The sequence below is a fragment of the Streptomyces sp. VNUA24 genome, from assembly GCF_029167005.1.
Lineage (GTDB): Bacteria > Actinomycetota > Actinomycetes > Streptomycetales > Streptomycetaceae > Streptomyces > Streptomyces scabiei.
The window spans coordinates 5,474,719-5,496,761 of record NZ_CP119143.1 but is presented as its reverse complement, the minus strand read 5'-3'; the positions used below and the strand labels follow the sequence as shown (position 1 = coordinate 5,496,761).

Sequence of the window (22,043 nt, the reverse complement as noted above, 5' to 3'; positions counted from 1 at the left end):
CTTGGCAGTTCGGGGATGCGTCCAACCGAGTACCAGGAGGCCCCTGTTGCCGCAGTCTTCTCGCCTCCGCGTGCGTGAGTCCAACTCGCCGCCACCGTCGTCGTGCGACTGCCTCGCGCACAGGTTCGGCAACGCGCGGACGGGCCGGGCTGCAAGAAACAACTGCTAGCTGATGCGCTTTGCGATGACCGAGTTGTCAGGGAACGCAGAGTTCAGAGCGGCGTTCCATCTGAGGGTGAGGGTCCACGAGTTGGCCGTGGCGTTGACCGCCGGCGTGGTGTGGGAGGGCGCCGGGGTGCCCACGGGGCGTCGCCATCCATCGAAGCTGAGGCCGCCGTCGGAGGACGTGCTCTCCCAGACGTAACCGTCGGTCCCGACACAGGCGATCAGTACGCGTTGCTGGTTTGCGTAGCCCGCCTGCCCGGGACCGACCACGGCGGTCTGGGTGCCCAGTCGCGCCGCTGCCACGCCGCTCTCGCAGACAGCTCCGCCGTTGACCTGGGTCACGCTGCTGACAGCGCCGCTCGTGGTCGTCGTCACGCGCCAGACGTGATTGTCGGTTCCTGTGACGAAGCTGCGGTACACCCTTTCGTAGCGCTCCGTCCCGTAGACGGCGATCTGACTGTTGCCTTCGATGTCCGGGTGGTCCGAGGAGAGGATCGCGTGGTTGTCCACCGTCCAGCCCCGAGGCGGCTGTACGACGCCGTTGTTGTGGTACATGAAGGCGTAGCTGATGACCCGGTACTCGTTGGGCACCTGGATGAAGAGACCGCCCGTGCCCGAGACCGTCGAGGAGACCAAGGGGCTGCCGATCGCCCTGGCACCGGTCGGGAGCCGGGTCCACGGTTCCCAGAAATTGGCGGATCCGCTGTTCACCTGGCTGTACCAGATCTCACCGTCCAGGCCCCTCACGAAGACCGTCGCCCGCCCGGGCGGCCATTCGACGATGCGCGGCGGGGACGTGGTACGGGTCGAGTTGTCCCCGCCGAGAGGCCGCCAGCTTCCGCCGTTGTAGCGGAACCAGACGTTGTTGTCGACGCCCCGACCGACGTCGTAGGTGGCTCCGCCGATCGTCACGGAATACACGGCGGAATAGGTTCTGGCATCACCGCCGAAATTGATCCAGTCCGTCTCGGCGGCATGCGCGGGCCCTGGCAGGCCGACCAGCATGAGGAGACTTCCCATGAGTACGGTACTGAGCACCCGCCAGACCCGGGCGGGTCGTCCATACGTCAACGCCACGGCGAATCCTTCTCTGTTTCCGTTGATGCTTCTTCGGGCCGTCCGTCGGCACCGGCTCGAGGCGGAGGCGTGAAGGCGGGGACACGCACGACTCTGTGTGAGGGGCGGTGCGTGGGTGTCCGCATCCGTGAGCCGGGCACGGCCGCCTCCCCCCGGGGCGGCCTCTTCGCGACGGTTCTTCCTGCGCGACAGTAGTCACCTCATGCCGGGCAACTTGCTTGTGCGCGCACGTATGCTGACACCACCGTGCACTCCGGACGCTCGGAGAGGTGTGGTCGGTGAGGGAGGCTCTCAAGCGAGCGGCTCTGTCACGTGAGCGGTGGTAGCGCTGTGTTCCGCCGACGATGGTAGGGCGGCGAGCGGAAGGCTGAGAGCCAGCGCCGTCGCGAGGACGGCCGCTCTACGTGCCACCGGCGGGCCGAGCCGTGGTGGGCGTGAGCCAAGAGCCGGTCTGTGTCGGCGTCGGCGTCGGCGTCGGCGTCGGCCGAGTCGGGCAACCGTCCCACCTGAAGGCAAGAAGGCATGGCGGGGGCGTACGGCAACGCCCTGACGGCATGTCCATGAACGGAGCTGACGGTGGAAGACACTGAGGGTTCCGCCCCGACTGTCGGCTGCCAGGATGCGATCCCTCAGTGCCAAGTCCTCCACGGCGAGGTCGACTTGAACGGCCGTCGCCTTCGGGTGACGAGTATCGAATTCGGTGAGATCGCGGACGCTGTGGTCAGGGGCTCAGCACTCCCTAGGACGCGAGACCTGTCCCGAGCGGTCAGTACAGGGCCTTGTAGCCCTGCCACCCACCGCCGATCCCGGTGCGAGGACCGAAGGATCCCCTGCCGTCGCCATTGTTGCGCCACAGCTTGCCGGAGGTGTCGCGGGAGACGAGGTCCGCCTTCCCGTCCCCGGTGATGTCGCCGGCGCCCACGACGACGTTGTAGGAGGCACCCCAGTTGTCGGCCACCTCGACCCGTGCCCTGAAGCCACCGGTCGCCGTGCCCGCGTACCGCCACAGCTTGTTCGACCTGTCCTGTGCCAGCAGGTCTCCGTACCCGTCACCGTTGAGATCGCCGACGCCGACGATCTTCTTGTAACCCGACCACTTGGAGAAGATCTTCACCTGGGCCGAGAGCTTTCCGCCGCTGGTGGCCTTGTACAGGTGGACGTCACCGGTGGACGCCCGGCGGGCGATCAGATCCGCCCGGCCGTCACCGGTGATGTCGCCCGGTGAGGTCAGCACGTCGTACTGGTTCCAGCCCGACGCTCCCAGCGTGGTGTACGGCGTGGATGTCGTCAGGGCTTTGCCGCACCCCGGCCGGTACGCCCGCAGCGCACCGCCGGCGAACCGCACGAGCACGTCGTTGCAGCGGTCACCGTTCAGGTCTCCGAACGGCACCGCCGTGATCGAGGCCGGCCAGCCCGAGGCCGAGGTCTTCGTCGAGAACTTCCCGGCGCCGTCACCCCGATGGAAGGACAGCGCACCCTTCGAGGTGAGCGTGACCAGGTCACCGATGCCGTCGGACCCGACATGGTCGCGTCGCACCGCGGCACCACCGGTCAGCTTCAGCGAGCCGGACACGGTCGCCGCCGCACCGTGCTTGTCGGCCGGGGCTACCGTCAGCGTCCAGCCGTACGTGCCGTTCGGCGCGTACGCACCCGTCGACGTCCTGCCGTTCCAGGACGTACGGACCGCGTCGTGCGCGGCGCCACCGGACAGTGTGCGCACGGTGACCCCGGTCGCCTTGTTCCTGAGCACCAGCGTCCACGACGCGGCCGGCTTCGACAGCCACCACGTGCCGTCCCACGAGGCCGACGAGTTCCCCAGGCCGATCGACGGTTCCGTATTCGTCCCCAGGACCGCGATGTCCGTGGCGGGGACGCCACTCCGCAGGACGTGGATGTCCTGGGAGGCCGGGTCGACGTAGGCCACCAGGCCGGTGTAGGGATCGACGTCCCACGTTCCGGCCTTGGCCGCCAGGGACCTGCTCACCGGGGAGCCGCTGGTGACGTCCGTGAGAGTCAGCGACTTGGAGTCACCCGTGACCAGGAAGCCGTCGCCCAGGCGGGTCCTTCCGTCGACGGGCACGGCGATGAGTGTCCTCCCGCGGGTGTCGTACACGAAGGCCTTCGACACCCTGCCCTCAGGAGAGGAGCACGAGCCGGACCAGTACACCCAGCGTCCCACCGCCTGGAAGCCGCTCAGACCGCAGCCGCTGCCACTGGCGAACACCCGGAACGACGTGATCGTGTTGCCCGAACGCACATCCTTGGCTGTGACCATGCCGTCGTCGGCCACCGTCCACAGCGTTTCCCCCCACAGGCGGGTGGGGACCGCACCGGCCGCGCCCGTCCGCGCGAGTACGACCTTCCGTGTGTCGAGATCCGCCACCATCAGGCCGTCTCCCGCGGGCGAGGGTCCATGCCAGGCCGCATATCGGCCCGCGACGTCCACCAGGCCATGGTTGTCCTGGAGGCCCGAACCCATCACGGTTCCGGGAAGGGACTGACCCCGGTCCAGGACGGAGACCTTCCCGGCCGTGCTCCGGATGACCGCCCGCCCGTCACCCGTACCCATCAGGTCGGGACAGTCCCCATGGTCCCCGGCCGTGATCCCGCACCTCGGGGTCGCTCCCCGGTCCGTGCGGGTGCCCGCCGTCAGAGCGTCCGCCGTGGTCAGTGAGCGGCTGTACAGGCGCGTCGCCCCGTCGCCGGACTCGTAGGTCATCAGCTCACCGCCGCTCAGATCGAGCGATTCGATCTCCAAGGGCACGGGCGGAAGGTCCACGATCCGGCGGGCCCGGGGCAGACCGTCGGCGCCCGCCTCGACCTTGGCGATGCCGTAGTCCGGAGAAGACTCTCCGCCGGCGATGACCAGGCCGCCGTCGGGGCTCACGACGGCGGTGGGAGCGGCGCGCTTGAGCAGGGGCAGCTCCGCGGAGCCGTCGAAGGGCAGCGCCGACACACTCCAGACGGAGGACGCGTCGCGCCGCGCGACGACGACCGCGTCACCGACTACGCCGAGGATCATGTTCTCCGAAGTGCGGGGGAACGCGACCTCGTGAGCGGGGGCATCGTAGGCACCCTCGGCGTACACCCGCACCCGGGACGTGCCGTACCAGCTGACCAGGTAGTCGGGTCCCACCACGGTGGCCGTGCTCGCCACCAGTGGCGGCAGGATCGTGGTGGCACCGGTCTCCGCGTCCACCCAGGCGTACCGGAGGACCCGGTTCGGGCCGTCGTAGTCGAAGTAGTTGACGAGGATGCCGGATGCCGAACCCCTGGGGAAGAAGGGGAAGACCGTCCCGTCCGGGAGCCCGGTCACCTGCCTCTGCACCGTGCCGCCGTTCTCGTTGCGCAGCAGGAACAGCCCGGTCCGTTCCCCATCTGTCGACGTGCTGGTCAGGACAGTGCGGCCGTACGTCTGCATGTACCTCTGGCCCGTCGGGATGGTCACCGTTTCCGTCTTACCGGTTCCCATGTCCCGGAGCAGGACGTCTCCACCACTGGTCTGGGACGGGCGCAAAGCGACGACGTCCGAAGCCGTGCCGTATGACCCCGCGGTGCGCGGTTCGAGTCGCTCGCCACCTTCCACCGGCTTTCGGCTGCCGTCGTAGCTGGTCCACCACAGGCCGTACCCCTCGGCGGTGGAGCGGTACTCAAGGAAACCGGTCGACCCCGCACTCTGCAGATACGCCGAGCGCGGAGTCGTGCGCATGGTGGCCGGAATGATGATCTCCGACGCGTTGTCCGCGTACGCGGGTGCGACCAACGGCGGCACGGCGGACACAGAGAGCGTCAATCCTATGAGCGCGGTGAGCGAACCACGCACGAAGGCATGACGAGTCATTTGCTTCCCCTCACCGGCGGAGGGCCCCATCCCCCCGAACAAGCGGGCGGATATTAGCATCGGTTGACGACAGATGACCTTGCTGAGCCGGTTGGCCGCCCCGTGGTGCAGCGCCACTGGCGCACTCGCTCCGGACGTGGCCGCTCCGAGTCCGGGAGTGGCGGGTGGGCCGAGACTGCGACAGACAACCCCGGGTGCACGCACCGCACCCGTGATGCCAACTTCAGACCTGCGGGGAACAGCAGGTTGAGGTCACCAGACGCGGAGAAGTGTCGCACCGCCCCACGAATCCGCAGCTCAAGCCGGTCTTCCGAGGCTGGAGGCGTTGTGCGTACGGCTACCGTCCGGAACCCGTGTCCTCCGCGTGCTTCATCTTCGTGCGCCTGACGGCTCGGGACCTGCCGGACAGCATTCGGGAAAACACAAACCCCAGGCCGCGGCGGGGCGGTTGTGAAGTCCTGGTTGGGCCCGGGGCGAGTTCCCGCTGTTCCCCGTGGTTCCCCGCAGGATCTGGCACGCGAATGGCACGGGTTCTTCGCCTCGTACGTCCCTTCGCGTAGCTGTGCTGGGAGTGCTGTCTGATCCTCAGCCGACGACAGTCAGCCATGTCGGCGGGTGCGTCGACCGCCTCCAGCGGTCGGATCGGATGTCACCGCACATCCAACCGCTACGCCCGCCACCTCGGCGAACCTGTGCGGTCACAGCACTGGAGATGAACGAAGCCCCTGGCAGCTGGCCGGAGCGGGTTCGCGGACCCATTCTGCTGTTACTCACTTTCGGGTGACGGCCCGGAACCCCAGCAGGGTGGCGCACCATGGCGGAGAGAGGCCCTGCCCCAATCCCTGCAAGACCTCCCCCGACCTGTGGGTACGTCAACGCGACCATATGCGACATAAATGGGCGTTGCATCTGAGGGTCATGGAAATATGGGCAGCAGGTAACAGAGGCCATGTTCTGCCCGTGAGTGCCCGGTGGTGTGGACAAGGTGTGTGTGCGGCCAGCCGGTCGCCGACGCACATCACACCAGATCCCGCCGCCTGTTCAGGCTGTCGGGGATGGTGTCCGCACCCTGAGGGGGACTCATGTCCGCTTCCGCTTCTGTCACCGCTCGCAGTCTCGTCGCCGCCGCGCTCGCCGCAGGCGCCGTGGTCTCCATGGTCACGCTGCCGGCGTCGGCCGCCGACCACCGTCCGGAGCGGTCGCGGGTGACGATCTCGGACGTCCAGTACAACTCCCCCGGCCACGACGACGGCTCCAACCGCTCCCTGAACCGGGAGTGGGTGGAGATCACCAACAACGCCCGCCGCAGCGTCAACCTCGACGGCTGGACCCTGAAGAACAAGGACGGCAAGACCTACACCTTCGAGGACTACCGCCTGGAGGGCCGTACCACGGTCCGCATCCACACCGGACGCGGACGCGACACCGACACCGACCTGTACCAGGACAGCCGCCGCTACATCTGGGACAACCGCGACACCGCCACCCTCCGCAACGACCGCGGACGCTACATCGACAGCGACTCCTGGGGCCACCACCACGGTGGCGGCCACCACAACAACGGCGGCGGGCACCACAACAACGGTGGCGGGCACCACAACAACGGCGGCGGCCGCCACCACTGACCCCACACCACACGCACACCCCGACAACAACACGGGCGCGCCCGGCCACCCACGGCCGGGCGCGCCCCTGTCAGTGCAACCGATGACCACACTCTGACCTTTGAGCCGTCAGCCGCACGGCCTATGACACAGCTCGCGCTACTCCTCAGACCCTGGGTAGTCGGGCGGACCTGGGTGTGTCAATTTAACGGCTGATCTTGGTTGTTGATGGTCAGTTGTTGCTCGGGGTGAGGCGGCCTTCGAAGGCGATCTGGAACGCGTTGAGTGGTGCTTTCCAGCGCATGGTCCACCTCTTGCGGCCCTTCCCGGTCGGGTCGAGGCTCATCAGCGCCATGTAGATGCACTTCAGAGCGGCGGCTTCGTTGGGGAAGTGTCCGCGGGCGCGGACGGCCCTGCGGATGCGGGCGTTGACGCTCTCGATCGCGTTCGTGCTGCAGATGACCTTGCGGATCTCGACGTCGAAGGCGAGGAAGGGCACGAACTCGGCCCAGGCGTCCGACCACAGCTTCACGATCGCCGGATACTTCTTCCCCCACGCCTCCTGGAACTCCAGGAACCGCTCCGTCGCCGCGTCCTCGCTGGGCGCGGTGTAGACGGGCTTGAGTGACTTGGCGACCTTGTCCCAGTCCTGACGGGCGGCGTAACGGAACGAATTCCGCAGCAGGTGAACCACACACGTTTGAACAATCGTGCGAGGCCAGGCGGCCTCCACGGCCTCGGGAAGGCCCTTGAGCCCGTCGCAGACCAGCATCAGCACGTCGTCCAGGCCGCGGTTCTTCAGCTCGGTGAACACGTGCAGCCAGTACTTGGCGCCCTCGCCGCCATCGCCGGCCCAGATGCCGAGGATGTCGCGGGTGCCGTCCACGGTCACCGCCATCACCACGTAGACCGGACGGTTCGCGACCTGCCCGTCCCTGATCTTGACGTTGATGGCGTCCACGAACAGGACGGGATAGACGCGGTCGAGGGGACGGTTCTGCCACTCGGCCATGCCCTCCATCACCTTGTCGGTGATGGTGGAGATGGTCTGCTTGGACACCTCGGCGCCGTAGACCTCGGCCAGGTGAGCGGCGATCTCGCCGTGCGTGAGCCCCTTCGCGGACAGCGACAGCACCATCTCGTCGACCCCGGTCAGCCGCCGCTGCCGCTTCTTGACGATCTGCGGCTCGAACGTGCCCGAGGTGTCACGCGGGACTTTGACCTCGACCGGCCCGACGTCGGTCAGCACGGTCTTGGCCCGGCCTCCGTTACGGGAGTTGCCACTGCCCCGGCCGCCGGCATCGTGCTTCTCATAGCCGAGGTGATCGGTGATCTCGCCTTCCAGGGCAGATTCCAAGACCCGCTTCGTCAGCTGCTGCAGCAGCCCACCCTGCCCGGTCAGCTGCAGCCCCTCCGACCGGGCCCGCTCCACCAGCATCGCGACCAGTTGCTCGTCGGACACGGGCGCAGGCTGCCCGGACTGGGCACTCTCGACAGGCTCCACGGTCTCCAACTCCACGACGGTATCAGTCACTTGACGTCACTCCCATGATCGTCAGATCCGCCGTTAGATTTACACTCCCGCGGACCTCCGGGCATGGGTCAGGCGAAGAGGGCAACGGGTCCGGTTGGTTATCGGCTCTGCCGGCCGTCTGGCGGGATCGACGGCCGGACCGGAGCCGCCACCGACTACTCGTAGGTGGTAGCAGTTTGTAGAGCTCGTGCGAAGAAGCTCCAGTCACCGCTGGCGGGCAGATTGCGGCCAGCGTTGCTGTACCAGCCGTCCGCGTCGTCGATCCAGGCCGCCAGCGCCTCCAAGAAACTCGCGAGGTCCGCGTTCTCCCATGAGTGGCCCTCCTCGATGTGGCTCCGGTGGAGGGCACGGACGAAGGCAGCCAGGTCTTCTCTGCTGTCGACGTGATCAGGAGAAGCGGTCATGCGAGGCACCCTACTTGGCATGCCTGCGGTAAGGCCGAGCCTGGTGAGCACCGCCTTAGGAGTTCGATACGACGCCCTCAGCGGCCGGTTGCTGCGAGGTAGAGGCTGACGTCTACGACCGCCCGTAATTGCTGGCGTCCGTCGCTGTTGATGTCAGCCATGGATGTCAGGTGCCCCGCCGGTGTGGCTACGGGCGACGGTGGGCGGCAGGGTCCGTTCCGGGTGCCGGAGTCCGGGACAGGTCCAGGCGGCAGATGTCCGAGCCCAGGACGGCGGCACCCTCGACGAAGCAGCGGGCATGCTAGACGATGATGTGGATGGCGTGGGACTGGGTGGGGACGACAGTTGCGGGTCTGTCCGGTGTGGTGGGGACTGTGTTCACCTGGCTGGCGGGAGCGCAAGGGCGTCAGCATGCGGCGCAGATGCTGGCCCGTACGCAACAGGCTGAACGTCGAGCCAGGCTGTGGCATGAACGTCGGGAAGCCTATTTTGGCGCGCTTCGTGTGATCGACCTCGATCTACGGCGCGAGCGGTACAAGGAGCTTGGGATGCTTGACAAGCTCCGTGAGGTTGAAGGGCATTGGACGAAGGCCAAACGGGTGGAGCTCACGACTGAGGCTGCAACGGCCCTGTGGGCGTTCGGTAGCGACCGGGTCAGGGACTTGGCTACACGGTGGATCACTGCAAGTGATGCCGACAACGTGACAGAGATGCGCCGAATCGCGCTCGAGTTCCGGGCAACCGTCCGTGAAGAATTGCAGGATGGCAGCCAGGGCTGACCCACGCGCCCTACAACCACGGCTCCGGAGGCCGCTTGGTCCCCAGGCGACGTAGCAGGTCCCGGCCCTGCACGTGGCAGATTGGGCGTGGGTGAGTCCACGGATGGACCACGGCTGGCTGAGAGGACGCAGGGGAGTCTGCAATCTTCCCGTAGAGCCTGAGTTTGGAGTGACCGCCCCGTCTCGGTCGGTGGGAAGTCTGTCTGTGCCCATGTCGAGACGCATCGCAGCACACTGAAGCAACTCCGCAACTTAGTAGCAGAGTTGAGGCGGGCGAATGAGATCCTCAAAGCCGTGAGCGCCCTTTTTTGCGGCCGAACTCGACCGTCCCCGGACGAGGCCGACCAGGTGATCGAGCATCTCAAGGACAAGGGCCTCGGGGTCGGGTTCACCTGCCGGGTGCTGGAGCTCTCGGAGTCGGCGTACTACGCACGAAGAAGCGGCCGAAGTCGGCCCGCCAGCTGCGCGACGATCAGCTGATGCCGCTGATCGAACAGGTCCATGCTGAGTCCGGCGGCACCTTTGGTGTCCGCCGGATCACCCACGCGCTGAGACGCAAGGGTGTCTTCGTGGCACGCTGCACCGTCGAGCGGTTGATGTGTGCGGTTGGCCTGGAGGGTGTGATCCGCGGGCAGCGTCGCCGCACCACGGTGCCGGAGCCGGCGGCACCCAGACCGCCGGACCTGGTCGACCGCGTCTTCACGGCCCCGCGGCCGGATCAGCTGTTGGTGGCGGACATGACGTATGTGCGCACCTGGTTCGGCTGGGCGTACGTGGCGTTCGTCCTAGACGTGCACTCGCGGATGATTGTCGGCTGGCAGGTCGCGAACCACATGCGGACCGAACTGCCGTTGGACGCACTGGAGATGGCGTTGTGGAGACGGAGGATCAAGGAGGACTCAGATCTCATTCATCACAGCGACTGCGGGTCGCAGTACATATTCATTCGGTATGCCGAGAGGCTGTCCGAGATCAGGGCTTCAGCCTCGGTCGGCTCGGTCGCGGACAGCTACGACAACGCGATGGCCGAGGCGCTGAACGGCACCTTCAAGGCGGAGCTGATCGAGATGAAAGGACCGTGGCGGGACGTTGACCAGGTCGAGCGGGCGATCTTCCAATGGGCCACCTGGTACAACGAGGAACGGCTCCACTCCGCCCTCGACTGCGTACCGCCCGCCCGAGTGCGAACGCGAGTGATGGCGACGACAGGAAGCCATCCCTGAGTCCGCCTGAAACAGGATCACCGGACTCTACGAAAACTCGGGGCAGCTCAGCGTGTTGCCAAGAGGCAACCTGTTACGGCTTGAAGCGACGCGATGGTGACTGGCGCCATCCAGTAAGGCATGCTGGGGCCCGAGGTTGATTTGTCGGGGGGCGACGTGCTCACAGCAGTCACAGCAGTTGGTGGTCTTCTAGGGTTGATCCTTTCTTTGCTGCTCCTGGCGAAGCAGACCAAGCATGTCTCGGAGCAGGTGCTGGCTTCCAATACTTTGAATGCCGCTCACGGGCTGGACCACACGATACAGAGCCTGCGTGAGATTTATTTCAAGATGATGGATCACCCTGGCATGAGGGCATATTTCTACGACAACAAGCCCTGTCCGGATTCAGGGGAAGAGCGCGAAAAAGTCCTTCTGTTTGCAGAACTGTTTGCCGACATGCTTACGGATGGCCTAAATGTCACCAGTCGGATTCCGGGAACGGTATCGCATGAGGGTTGGAGTGACTACAGTAGATTCATCTTGGATAACAGTCCTGCCGTGCGGTCCCTGATTGGCGAACATCCTAATTGGTGGCCGGCTCTAGCAGATCTTCATTAGGTCTTTCCTCGGCGACGCTTCACTCAGCCTGCTCTCACCTACCGCACCGTCCGTTGCCTCCGGACCAGGGAGCGCACTTACCTTGTCGGGATTGCCGAGGGCGCGGCTGGAAGCGTGTCGGTTCACGCACGTCCCTGGCGCTCTCCGCCGTCGCCGACGCACGCGTGCCACATCGAAGCGGCGCTGCCTCGACTGCGACGGCAGCGGCAAGGAGTGAGCGCGGATGGCTTACAGGATCGTCCGTTACCCCTCTGGGGACTCACCGCGACTCGGAGCGATGACGCTGCATCCGTCCCTGGAGTCCGTTCCCCGGGCTCGACGCTGGTTCCGGAAGTTCATCGCCCCGTACAACTCGGCCTGCTCGGTCGAGGACTGCGTGCTGATGATCTCGGAACTGGTCACCGACGCCATCCGCTACGGGCGGGCCGAAGACCCGTGGGTCGTGCGGGTGGAGTGGTTCAGGGCGGAAACCTCACTCGGCGTCGAGGTGCACAACCCTGGCTTTCCGGCGAACGTACGGCTTCGGCGTCCCGATGCCAACGACGCGCACGGTCGCGGCCTGCTGCCGTCGATTCGATCGCGGAGTCATGGCACTCAGGAGCCAGTGGCTTCGGTGCACAGATTCGTCGCTGTTCTGGTTGACCAGTTGACTTGGCCAATCTCGACAGGCGGCGGCGTTCACGGCGGTGGTGCTGGCCGCTGATCGTCAGGGACTCGAAGACACTTACCGGTTTCCCTGAGCCGCGGGTCGCCTGCTGCCGACTGTGATGGCTTGTCTCAAGTGCGTCGACTGGCGAGTCGGTAGACCACATATGAGAAGCCGAGGATGACGTCGACGGCTGCCCAGAGGCCGATGATGAGTCCCACGCCGATGGTGGTCCCTACATCGCTCGCGTCCTCGCACAGCTGCAAGGCGTCACCGGTCTGGCCTTGGCACTCTTCGGGAGTGCCACTGCCGCTTGCGGCGCCCGTGATCACCCAGATCAGGAACAGGATCTGGATGGCCAGGAAGAGCCACAGAAAGACACGGCGTTGCTTCTTGGGCCGGGGTGCCGGCTGACCTTGATAGGGGCTGTTGGGTAGGGGGCTTTGTGGTGGCGCTGACCGCACGTTCGGTGATGGGGCGGGCCCCTGTGAGTTGCGGGGGCCCCATGACTGCGGCTCTTGAGCGCGGTGTGGGTCATCCATGGCGCGCCCTCCTCTGCTGCCTGGGTTCATGGTGCGCTTGCGTCGTCGATCGCGCTCGTTGGTCGCCACTGTGATTCTTCCCGCGTTCCTCTGCCGGGAGCTCCCCTGGCGCCTGGAGAGCTATGCCGAGCCGGGCCCACGGGCTGATCTTCGTAGGGGAGAAAGGCGCTCCCTTCCGGCGCAGCGCCTTCGGGCGGAAGTGGCGGAAGTGGCGGAAGGCACGTGAGGCCGTCGGGATGGCGGAGGGATTCCGGTTCTGCGATCTCCGGCACACGGGGCACATGCTCTCCACGCGCTCCGGGGCCACGCTCAAAGACACCATGGTTCGCGCCGGGCAGTCCTCGCAGAAGGCGGCGCTGATCTACCAGCACTCCGACGACGAGCGGCAAGAAGAGGTCGCTGCCGGGCTGGACGCCACCGTGCGGAAGGCGCGGGGCGCTGCCAGGGAGAAGGAGCCCGACGGGCGTTCTGGCACGAATCTGGCACGCGACGAGTGATCGCAGCGGACAGCAAAACGGCCCAGGTCTTTGACCTGGGCCTTCTTCATGGAGCGGGTGACGAGAATCGAACTCGCGCTCTCAGCTTGGGAAGCGACGGCGCTTGAGTGGGCGTTACGGCTCTGACCTGCACAGATGTCGTTCCTTGGAGCGGTCGCCTCGGGCGGATTGGACCGCTGTTGACCGTGGTTGCCCGCCCGTACGGGCACGCTATGGGCACGACATCGTGGAGCAGCGGGATATCGCGGCAGCAAGCTGGTAGTCGCCTCTGGTGTGGAGCGGCCCGCTATCCGCTCAAGCAGTCTCATCGCGAGTGCACACGGCTGCGGAGGAGGGGTTCAGACCGTTGGCCGGCGTGGCCTTGATGCCGTCCTTCGCCCGTACTCCTCGACCGCGCGCACCGGATCGTCCTCGCGCAGGAGGCGTACGAGTTTCCCCGGGGGTGAACTCCCACTACCGGCGCCGACGCGAACACGGTGACTGGCACAACGCCGCCCTGCGCCACCTGCTCAACCGCTTACTCGGCCAGCTCCATCACTGTCTGAAGGCCCGGTAGCCGTTCGACGAGCAGCGCGCCTGGTCACCGCTGGTCCTGCCCCAGGACGCATCAGGCGCTCAGACGTTAACCGGGGTGCTCGCGATATCGGAGTCGATCCCCTTCTCGCTGGTGCGCCCCTTGGCGCCTCGCAGATCAACCGCTCGTCGTCTCGCACCGCTTCGACATCCGTCCAGCGGTCGGCGGGGTCGACCAGGGTCCAGCCCTCCGTCAGCAACCAGGAACGGAACACCTCGCAGACCCTGTCCTCGTTGCTGTCCCGGGCCAGGATTCTCCGCAGGGCCGCGAGATCGGTGTCCTGGTTGCGGCGCAGTCGTCCTCGGCCGTCCGCGTCGAGGTCGGCCGGGCGGATCACGACCAGCCGAAGACCCTGTGCGGGGATCTCGGTGTCACGGCGCGTGTCGTACAGCGTCCGTTGTGCGCCCCGATGCATGCCGCTGACGGTGAGCTTGTCCGGCTTGTCGAAGTGAGGCATCGGCTGGTCGTGCTGCAGCTCCCGGTATTCGACGACGAGCCGGTGCCCGGGCCAGTACGCGTCGACCGGCAGTTTGGCTCGCCGCCCGCTCGCGCCGGGGTCCCCAACAGCCAGTCGAACCGGTGCTGGGTCAGCGCCGGCTCACCGAGGATCCGCTCGCACAGGCCGACCACTTACGCCTCGTCGCTGTCGTCTCTCGCTCCCATGGCCGCGCATCATGCCAAGCCTCCACCGACAAGACACCCGGTCAGACGGCGCGGACTCCGGCCCGGACTGTGTAAACACGGACCCTTCAAGCCGGTTGCGGGCAGCCTCACTTGGAGGGCCTGCAGGCGAGGTGGCCGATGTTCACCGCGGTGACCGCGGGGCTGTCGAGTCCGCTCTCGGCTTCTCCTCAGAAAAGCCTCAGAGTTCCACCAAGCCGCGATGCGGAGTCGGGCGCGACCATCGAGCGGTCCCGGTCCGTCCGGCCCTGGGGCCGAGTTGGAGCGACACGCGTCGGCAGGCCCGGTGCCGACATCAGAGCGTTGTCGCTCCGCTCAGTGCCACCGGCCGTTCCCATCGGCGTAACAAACAGAGACACCGAGATACGGAGATACGGAGTCGTCATGATCTTCAGGAGCAAGTACCCGGATGTCGCCGTCACCGATCGCCCCCTCCACGAGTGGGTGCTCGGTGAAGCCTCGGGGCGTGGAACCCGGCCGGCCTTGGTGGACGTGTCCAGTGGACGAACGGTGACGTACGCCGAACTGGTCGCGCTGGTCCGTGGGCTCGCGGCGGGCCTCGCCGCCGAGGGCATCGGCAAGGGGGACGTGGTCGCGCTGCACTCGCCGAACACCGTCCTGTTCCCCGTGGTCCTCTACGCGGTCACCGCCGCGGGCGGAACGGTGACCACACTGTCGCCGCTGGCCACGCCCGCCGAGATCGCCAAGCAGCTGATCGATGCCGAAGCGCGGCTGATGGTGAGCGTGTCGCCGCTGGTCGAGACGGCGCGGGCCGCGGTCGAGCTGGTCCGGCGGCAGACGGGCCGGGACATGGAGATCCTGGTCTGTGACAAGGCGGACGGGTATCGATCGGTGCTCGGGTTGCTGAACGACGGCACCGTGCCCGCGTTCTCGACCGATCCGGCCGTGGACGTCGCCGTGCTGCCCTATTCGAGTGGAACGACGGGCGTACCCAAGGGCGTGATGCTGACCCACCGTAACCTGTGCACCAATCTCGAACAGTTGAACGGGCTGCATCGGGTCGACGAGAACGACCGTGTCATTGCGATTCTGCCCTTCTTCCACATCTTCGGGCTGACCGCGCTGGTCAACAACGCGCTGCGCCGTGGCGCGACCGTGTACGTCCACGCCCGGTTCGATCTCGACGCGTTCCTGACCAGCCTGGAGCGCGACCGCATCACCCACGCCTACGTCGCCCCGCCGGTGATGCTCGCGCTGGCCAAGCACCCCGCGGTCGGGAAACTGGACCTGTCGCACCTGCGGCGCGTCATCTGCGCGGCGGCGCCGCTCGACGCGGGACTGCAGGCGGCGGTGGCCGACCGGCTGAGGGTGGAGGTCGGGCAGGCGTACGGCATGACCGAGCTGTCCCCCGCCTCGCACATCCATGCCGACGGCAACCGGGACGAGCCCGTCGCCTGCGTGGGGCATCTGCTCCCGTCGACGCAGGCACGTCTGGTCGATCCCGAGACCGGTCAGGACGTGGCGGAGGGCGAGCCGGGCGAGGTGTGGATCCGCGGGCCGCAGGTCATGAAGGGCTACTTCGGGCGGCCGGAGGACACCGACGCGACCGTCGACGCCGATGGCTGGCTGCACACCGGTGACATCGGCCGGGTCGACGAGGACGGGAACTGGTTCATCGTCGACCGGGTCAAGGAACTCATCAAGTACAAGGGGTACCAGGTGGCGCCGGCCGAGCTCGAAGCCATCCTGGTGCAGCATCCCGGTATCGCCGACGCGGCCGTGATCGGAGTCGACGACGAGGAGGGCAACGAGATACCGAAGGCGTTCGTGGTGCCCATGACCGGGGTGCCGATATCCGCTGCCGAGGTGATGGCCCACGTCGAGGGCCAGGTCGCCCCGTACAAGAGGATCCGCCGGGTCGAGTTCATCGAGGCCGTACCGAAGGCGGCCTCGGGGAAGATCCTGCGGCGCCGACTGCGGGAACGGGAGCCGGCGGGTTCCTGAACGGAGCCCCTGCACGCGGACCCGGCGTTCGGGTCGGACTTGGGGCGCGCGCCCAACTCCCATGAGATAAAAAGACGTTGTAAAGTTTTCGTGTGGACAGCGCGGTTTACCGATTCGGGCAGTACGCGCTGGACGCGGGCCGCCGTCGACTCAGCCATGACGGACGACGGGTCGAGGTCGAGCCCCAAGCCCTGGAACTGCTGTGCTACTTGGTCGAGCACCGTGGCCGCGTCGTGCCGGAAGAAGAACTGCGCGACAGGATGGGGCGCGGACAGAAGGCCGGCGAGGTCAGCGGCGCCGCACTCGCCGCATCGCTGCGCTCGGCCCGTCTCGCGATCGGTGACAGCGACACACGACAGCAGTTGATCCGCACCATGCTCCCGCGCGGCCATCGGTTCGTCGCGCGGACGACGGTGGCTTCCGCCGCTCCGGCCGCCACGTCCCCGGCCCCCGGCGTTCCGGCGGTGGTGGAGGCGGATCACGAGGTCATCCGGTTCTGCCGGTCCGCCGACGGCACCCGTATCGCCTACGCGCTCACCGGAGAGGGGCCGCCGCTGGTGAAGACCGCCAACTGGCTGACCCACCTCGACCTTGACCGGACCAATCCGATGTGGGCGCACTGGTTCGACGGCCTCACCCGCGGTCGGCAACTCGTCCGCTACGACGAGCGGGGTTGCGGCCTCTCCTCATGGGACATGGGCAGCTTCACGCTCGACGACCTGGTCGCCGACCTCGACTCCGTGGCCGATGCCGCCGGCCTCGACCGCTTCCCCCTGCTCGGGGTGTCCCAGGGCGGCGCGGTGGCGGTCGCCTACGCCGCGCTTCGCCCCGAGCGGGTCAGCCACCTGATCCTCACCTCCGCCTATGCCCGGGGGCAGCAGATCCGTGCGGGCAGTGCCGCCGAGCGCGACGCCGCCGAGGTCGACCTCGACATCGCCCGCGCCGGATGGCGTTCGCAGGACAGCAGCAGCTTCGTGCGCTACTTCGCCTCCCAGTTCCTCGCCGACGCCACTCCCGCGGAGTGGGACGCGTTCGCCGCCTACCAGCGGCAGACGACCTCGGTCGCCAACGGCCTGCGCTTCCTGGAGGAGTTCACCCGCATCGACGTCTCCGGCATCGCTCACGACGTGACCTGCCCGACGCTGATCATCCACTCACGTGACGACCCGCGCGTTCCTGTCGCACAGGCACTGGAACTGGCCACGCTCATCCCCGACAGCCGACTGGTCCTGCTCGACAGCCGCAACCACCTGTTCACCGCGGACGACCCGGTCTGGCCGACCTTCCTCACCCATCTCTACAACTTTCTCTCCGAGTAGTCCGGCTCATGGGACGCCCACGACGACGGGAGGGCCCCGCAGGGCGCGGCGCTCGGTTGTATCGGCTGTTTCGGCGACTGAGTGCGGATCTCGGTCCGCACTCCGGTAAGCGTGGCGGTCGCTCAGGCCGTCGCCGTCCGGGGCAAGCACCCGAGGCTCTCGGGTATGTCGGCCAAGGGCCCCCAAAGCCGCCACGAGATGATCTTGATGAACCAGCAGGGCAGCTCGATGGGGGTCGCGCTCGTCTTCCTGAACGTCAAGGAGCCGCGGCCGGCATCGACGCGTGGTCCCTGGGCGGTACAGGGTGACCGGGCTCAGTCGATGGTGGTGTCCGCCTCCGGCGTCCTTCGCGCGTTGTTCCGGAGGTTGGCGAAGGGCAGAGCTCCTCCGTGGAGCTCTTTGAACTCGTCGATCAGATCCTGCTCGGCCTCACCCGCGTCGTCCTCGGTCATCGGCCGCCAGGCGACGAGCAGTGCGTCCGAGTCGGCCAGCTGCCAGATGTAGCGTCCGCCCCAGTGGCCGGCCAGCAGGCCGGTGCCGTGGCGGCGGTAGTCGGCAAGCCTCTGACTCAGTCCGTCCTGGCCTGCGGCCTTGCCGATGTACACGACCGTTGCTCCGTCCACCCAGGCATCGCCGAGCTTGTCAGCCGTCACGGATGGGTCGCGGCCTTTGAGATGTCCGGCAGGGCTCGCGGGTAGGAACGACGGGGGTGAGGTGTCCGTGCGGATCACCACGTAGATTCCGTGCCCGGTGGGAACGTTGCTGCTGGGCAGCTCCCGGAACGGCACGAAGCCGCGGAAGCCGCGTACGGTCAGGGTTCTCTGCGTCAGCTCTGGTGTCGGGCTCATGCCGGCCATCGTGCCAGGGGCGACTGACAGTCCCAGCCCTGTTCTCGTACCGCTACGGCCAGCTGGCGTGTGGCTCTCTGCGAACTCGGGACTTCCTGCCGACAGCAGAGCCGCCCACCCCTCTGTCGCGAGCTTGCGCTACTCGTCCTCCGGCATGTGCGGGCAGGGTCGATCGAGCAGTCCGCAGTGTCAGACGTGACCGGTAGGGTCCCCGCGACGGTGTGAGCCGGCGGTGGAGGAGATATGGCGAGACGAATGCGGGACGAGGCGTTCCGGACAGAGCAGGAGCAGGGGCGCTATGCCCCTCACGTGCGTCCGATCAACGAGATGGTCGACGCCTTGCGCGACCAGGACGGGCGTGGCTGGATGCCGCACGTCGCCCCCTGGCACGGGGGAGTGGAGGCGCGCGCCCTGTCGGTCCTGCGGGACCCGGGCCCCAAGACGCAGGACGGGGTCGGCTCCGGATTTCTGTGCGTGGAGAACGACGATCCGACAGCGGAGCTTCAGGTCCAGCTCTTCGAGGGGGCGGGCATCGCGCCGGGAGACGTCACTCCCTGGAACGCCTACCCCTGGTACATCAACCGCTCGCCGAAGGCGGCCGAGCTTCAGGCCGGCGTCGAGGTGCTGAAGCAGCTGCTGGGGTTGATGACGAAGGTCGAGGTCGTGCTTCTCCAGGGAGGCGAAGCACAGGACGCGTGGCGCCGCCTGCTCAAGACACACCCAGGAGTCGTCCGTGAACGGAGTCCGAAGGTGGTCAGCACCTATCACCCGGGACGGCAGGCCCTCTTCGTGCGAGACCCGGATGAACGCACCCGCCGCGCACGACACAGAGTCGACTCCTGCCAGACCGTCGGCGACGTGCTCCGCGAGAAGGACGGACAGAGATGAGGTCGCCCGGCAGGCCCGGACCGGGCCGTGGATCGGCTGACCCATGGGCGAGGGGTGGCGCCGGGGGAGGTGGCAAAGCCGCCAATTGTAGAGCTCCGTTCCTCCCTGAGACCACCACCCGCCGGACCCGCAGCCGCGTCTCGGTCGGCGGCACACCTGCGCCTCCCCGCGGGCGGCCGGCCCTCCCCATCCACAGACGGCGAACTGATCACTGCGATCGCCGCAACCATGGTGAGCGCGCTCATCACGGGTTACGTTGGGTTCCCCATGGCGTTTCTGACATGACGTCCGTGAAGTCGCGGACGACTTCACGGACGCCGGTGTGCTTGTCGGGCCGACCTGCGCGAACGGTGTGCGACTAGCCGATGACGATGTCGCAGTCGGCCGTCCCGCGGGCGGCGATGGTGGCGAAGTCCGCCTGGACGAAGGGGTCGTACGCCGCCGCGGTCAGGGAGCGCGTCGACTTGCGGGGCACCCACTTCGTGCCGGTCGAGTGCCGGACGTCCGCCGCGTCCCACGACAGGTCACAGACCCAGTGGACGTTGCGGCCCGCGGGCCGCGGGTTGGTCGCGTCGGCGTCGATCCTCCAGTTGCCGTCCGCGTTCACGGTGAACGTGATGTCGCCCCGCACGTCCTTGCTGCTGTCGCTCGTCTTGAACTGGACCGACATGCCGTCCGCGGCGACGTGCTTGGTGGTGGCGTTGGCGTGCGCGGGAACCGTTCCCAGCAGCAGGGAGCCCAGCCCGGCACCCGTCGCGATCAGCAGCGCCAGCCCCCGGTGACTCCGGGCCTTGCCGGACGTCCTGGTGGTGTCGAGTCGCATCTTCTGTCCTTCTCTCTCGTGTGTGCCCCGTGTCGGAGGTGAGTGCCGGGCTGGGGGAGATGTCCTTACGACCGCTCCTCGGCCCGGCACCGCTCAAGCATCCGGCCCGTCGGCGGGCCAAGGCTTGGTGGAGGTCTGAGGCTCGTCTGAGGGCATGTCTGAGGACGGGCTGAGGGCGCTTCCCTCAGTCGGCGAGCCGGGTTGATGAGGCGTGCGTGAGCACCAGGTCCGGCGAATTGGAGGCGAACGGAGTGTGCGAGGCCACGGGAAATGTCCCCTGTGCGCGCTGCGGGCCGCGACACCGAACCCCGGCGAGCAGACAACCGGAGATCGCCGCAATCTGCCCACGGCGCGGGTTGATCACTCACCCTCACCGTCGACCAGCCCGTCACAGCTCACAGCACGTGCTGCACGGGCGGGTCGACGCTTGGCGTCGAGCCCGTCCGCAGGTCGGCGTGGGCCTGCCCGGCTGCCGAGGCTGAGTGACCTCCGGCAGCCCGGGCACGGCGCGGGGAGACTCGGATGCCATCGTCACCAGGGAAGATCGCGGCCGCTGACTTCTGCGACTTCCGCGCCCCGGTGCGCCAGGCCGCCAGACGGACCGCGTCGGCCCGAGTCTCTGATGACGCGGTCTCTGGCGTCGGGGTCCTGGCGGCTGTCCGTCGCCCCATCCGCCCGTGGAAGGAGCGCGTGCCCAGCCTGGCGACTCCACGGCCGCCGGATGCTCAGGCCACGCGGCTCACTCGGCCAGGAAGGCGTCGATGTGCGACAGGAACTCGTCCCAGGCCGGTTCGAACGCGGTGAGCAGGTGGCTGCGGCTCTTGAGCAGGACCAGCCGACTGTCGGGAACGAGAGCGGCCAGCTCATTGGCCTGGGACACCGGCACGCGCTCGTCGTCGCGGGAGTGGAGGATCAGCGTCGGACAGGCCACTTGGTGGGCGATGTCGGACACGTCGATCCTGGCGAACTCCTCAAGGAAACGGACCCCGTTGGCGGGCGAGGTCGTCCGCCGCTGGAAGGCGGTGAACTCGTCCCAGTCCTCCGGTGTGCCGTCGGGCAGGAACTGGGAGGCGAAGACCCGCAGGAATCTGGGGTCCTGGTGGATCCATCCCACCCGGGCGACATCCAGGTCGAGGGCCGCCTCGGCGCTCTCGGTCTCGGTTCGGGACCGGACCTGCCGTCCTCGGGCGTAGGCCCCGGCGAGGATCAGCCGGCTGACCCGCTCCGGATGGCGTACGGCATAGGCGACCGCCACCGCACCGCCCTGCGACACCCCGAGCAGCGGGAACCTGTCGAGCCCCGCGGCCTCGACCACGGTCTCCAGGTCGTCGACCCAGTCCTCGAACGTGAAGCCCGGCACCACCCAGTCGGAGAGGCCGCACCCGCGCTCGTCGTAGCGGATCAGCCGGTGGTTGCGGGCGAGCCCCTTCAGCCAGTGCGACCACACCGGGGTCGTCCACTCCAGATCGAGATGGGACATCCAGTTGGCCGCCTTGAGCAGGGGTGGGCCCGAGCCGACGGCGGCATAGGCGATGCGTGTGCCGTCACCGGCCCGGCAGAACCGGATGGTCTGGCGGTCGGCGCCGCTCGGTCGGTCGGCCGGTGCCGGCCGTTCGTCGGCCTCCTGGCCGGAGCCCCTGGACGGGCCACCGTCGACGACCGTCGTCGCGGCCACGAACTGGTAGCCCCGCCGGTGCACTGTGCGGATCACCTGTTGTCGGCTGCCCGTGTCCTCCACGGCCAGCCGAGCGGTCCGTAGCGCCGTGGTGAGGGCGGCCTCGCTGACGAAGCGGTCACCCCACACCTCGTCGAGCAACTCGGTCTTCGGGACCACACGGTCCCGGTGGACGACGAGGTGACACAGCAGATCCAGGGCCCGAGGCTCGACATGGACCGGTTCACCGGCCCGATGGAGCTGGTGCAGAGCTGTGTCCAGCTCGTATTCCCCGAAGCGATGCTTGTCCCCCTGCACCTTTGCAGCGTACAACTCCCCTGTGTCGGCGTACATATGAGCGAACCCCGGGTGTGTCGTCGTG

General features: G+C 67.4%; 16 protein-coding genes and 3 pseudogenes. 11 read left to right on the top strand and 8 right to left on the bottom strand.

Going from position 1 to position 22,043, the window contains the following annotated elements:
- Positions 1-165: 165 nt before the first annotated feature.
- Both PYR72_RS23390 and PYR72_RS23385 read right to left on the bottom strand, forming a co-directional pair.
- Positions 166-1,185: a hypothetical protein gene (locus PYR72_RS23390; RefSeq protein ID WP_275457126.1), complete on the bottom strand. Its 1,020-nt coding sequence runs from the start codon at positions 1,183-1,185 to the stop codon at positions 166-168.
- Positions 1,186-2,008: 823 nt separating this feature from the next.
- Positions 2,009-5,083 (bottom strand): VCBS repeat-containing protein, encoded by a 3,075-nt coding sequence (locus tag PYR72_RS23385; RefSeq protein WP_275457125.1) that lies wholly within the window; start codon positions 5,081-5,083, stop codon positions 2,009-2,011.
- Between the two features lie 1,082 nt (positions 5,084-6,165).
- Between PYR72_RS23385 and PYR72_RS23380 the strand changes: the two genes are divergently transcribed.
- A complete protein-coding gene (locus PYR72_RS23380) occupies positions 6,166-6,708 on the top strand; it encodes a lamin tail domain-containing protein (RefSeq protein WP_275457124.1) in 543 nt (180 codons plus the stop codon).
- Positions 6,709-6,919: 211 nt separating this feature from the next.
- Here the strand turns inward: PYR72_RS23380 and PYR72_RS23375 are convergent, their stop codons facing one another.
- Both PYR72_RS23375 and PYR72_RS23370 read right to left on the bottom strand, forming a co-directional pair.
- Positions 6,920-8,125, bottom strand: coding sequence for an IS256 family transposase (locus PYR72_RS23375; RefSeq protein ID WP_275460304.1), 1,206 nt, complete (start codon positions 8,123-8,125; stop codon positions 6,920-6,922).
- Positions 8,126-8,376: 251 nt separating this feature from the next.
- Positions 8,377-8,625, bottom strand: a complete 249-nt coding sequence (locus PYR72_RS23370) for a hypothetical protein (protein ID WP_275457123.1) — start codon at positions 8,623-8,625, stop codon at positions 8,377-8,379.
- A gap of 317 nt (positions 8,626-8,942) precedes the next feature.
- On the opposite strand from PYR72_RS23370, the gene PYR72_RS23365 reads away from it, so the two are divergent.
- From PYR72_RS23365 to PYR72_RS23345, 5 genes and pseudogenes are all read left to right on the top strand, one after another.
- A complete protein-coding gene (locus PYR72_RS23365; protein ID WP_275457122.1) occupies positions 8,943-9,404 on the top strand; it encodes a hypothetical protein in 462 nt (153 codons plus the stop codon).
- Between the two features lie 294 nt (positions 9,405-9,698).
- Positions 9,699-9,884 carry a hypothetical protein gene (locus PYR72_RS23360; RefSeq protein ID WP_275457121.1) on the top strand — a complete coding sequence of 62 codons (186 nt, stop codon included), beginning with the start codon at positions 9,699-9,701 and terminating at the stop codon, positions 9,882-9,884.
- Positions 9,884-10,627, top strand: coding sequence for an IS3 family transposase (locus PYR72_RS23355; RefSeq protein WP_275457120.1), 744 nt, complete (start codon positions 9,884-9,886; stop codon positions 10,625-10,627). The genes PYR72_RS23360 and PYR72_RS23355 overlap by 1 nt, the downstream gene beginning before the upstream one ends.
- A 120-nt stretch (positions 10,628-10,747) precedes the next feature.
- Positions 10,748-11,224: a hypothetical protein gene (locus PYR72_RS23350; protein ID WP_275457119.1), complete on the top strand. Its 477-nt coding sequence runs from the start codon at positions 10,748-10,750 to the stop codon at positions 11,222-11,224.
- Positions 11,225-11,447: 223 nt separating this feature from the next.
- Positions 11,448-11,866, top strand: a pseudogene (locus PYR72_RS23345) (ATP-binding protein).
- A 135-nt stretch (positions 11,867-12,001) separates the two neighbouring features.
- Here the strand turns inward: PYR72_RS23345 and PYR72_RS23340 are convergent.
- Positions 12,002-12,412, bottom strand: a complete 411-nt coding sequence (locus PYR72_RS23340; protein ID WP_275457118.1) for a hypothetical protein — start codon at positions 12,410-12,412, stop codon at positions 12,002-12,004.
- 70 nt (positions 12,413-12,482) lie between these two features.
- Between PYR72_RS23340 and PYR72_RS23335 the strand changes: the two are divergent.
- From PYR72_RS23335 to PYR72_RS23320, 4 genes and pseudogenes are all read left to right on the top strand, one after another.
- A pseudogene (locus PYR72_RS23335) lies at positions 12,483-12,909 on the top strand (site-specific integrase); the annotation flags it as partial.
- A 424-nt stretch (positions 12,910-13,333) separates the two neighbouring features.
- Positions 13,334-13,465 (top strand): annotated as a pseudogene (locus PYR72_RS23330) (IS110 family transposase); the annotation flags it as partial.
- Positions 13,466-14,548: 1,083 nt separating this feature from the next.
- A complete protein-coding gene (locus PYR72_RS23325) occupies positions 14,549-16,129 on the top strand; it encodes an AMP-binding protein (protein WP_275457117.1) in 1,581 nt (526 codons plus the stop codon).
- Positions 16,130-16,221: 92 nt separating this feature from the next.
- A complete protein-coding gene (locus PYR72_RS23320) occupies positions 16,222-17,448 on the top strand; it encodes an alpha/beta fold hydrolase (protein ID WP_275457116.1) in 1,227 nt (408 codons plus the stop codon).
- 314 nt (positions 17,449-17,762) lie between these two features.
- Here PYR72_RS23320 and PYR72_RS23315 read toward each other — a convergent pair whose 3' ends face one another.
- Positions 17,763-18,296 carry a hypothetical protein gene (locus tag PYR72_RS23315; RefSeq protein WP_275457115.1) on the bottom strand — a complete coding sequence of 178 codons (534 nt, stop codon included), beginning with the start codon at positions 18,294-18,296 and terminating at the stop codon, positions 17,763-17,765.
- A gap of 309 nt (positions 18,297-18,605) precedes the next feature.
- On the opposite strand from PYR72_RS23315, the gene PYR72_RS23310 reads away from it, so the two are divergent.
- A complete protein-coding gene (locus PYR72_RS23310; protein WP_275457114.1) occupies positions 18,606-19,184 on the top strand; it encodes a uracil-DNA glycosylase in 579 nt (192 codons plus the stop codon).
- 358 nt (positions 19,185-19,542) lie between these two features.
- Here PYR72_RS23310 and PYR72_RS23305 read toward each other — a convergent pair whose 3' ends face one another.
- Complete coding sequence (locus tag PYR72_RS23305) at positions 19,543-20,007, bottom strand: hypothetical protein (protein ID WP_275457113.1); 465 nt, start codon at positions 20,005-20,007, stop codon at positions 19,543-19,545.
- A gap of 739 nt (positions 20,008-20,746) precedes the next feature.
- Positions 20,747-21,979, bottom strand: a complete 1,233-nt coding sequence (locus PYR72_RS23300) for an alpha/beta fold hydrolase (protein WP_275457112.1) — start codon at positions 21,977-21,979, stop codon at positions 20,747-20,749.
- Between the last annotated feature and the right edge of the window lie 64 nt (positions 21,980-22,043).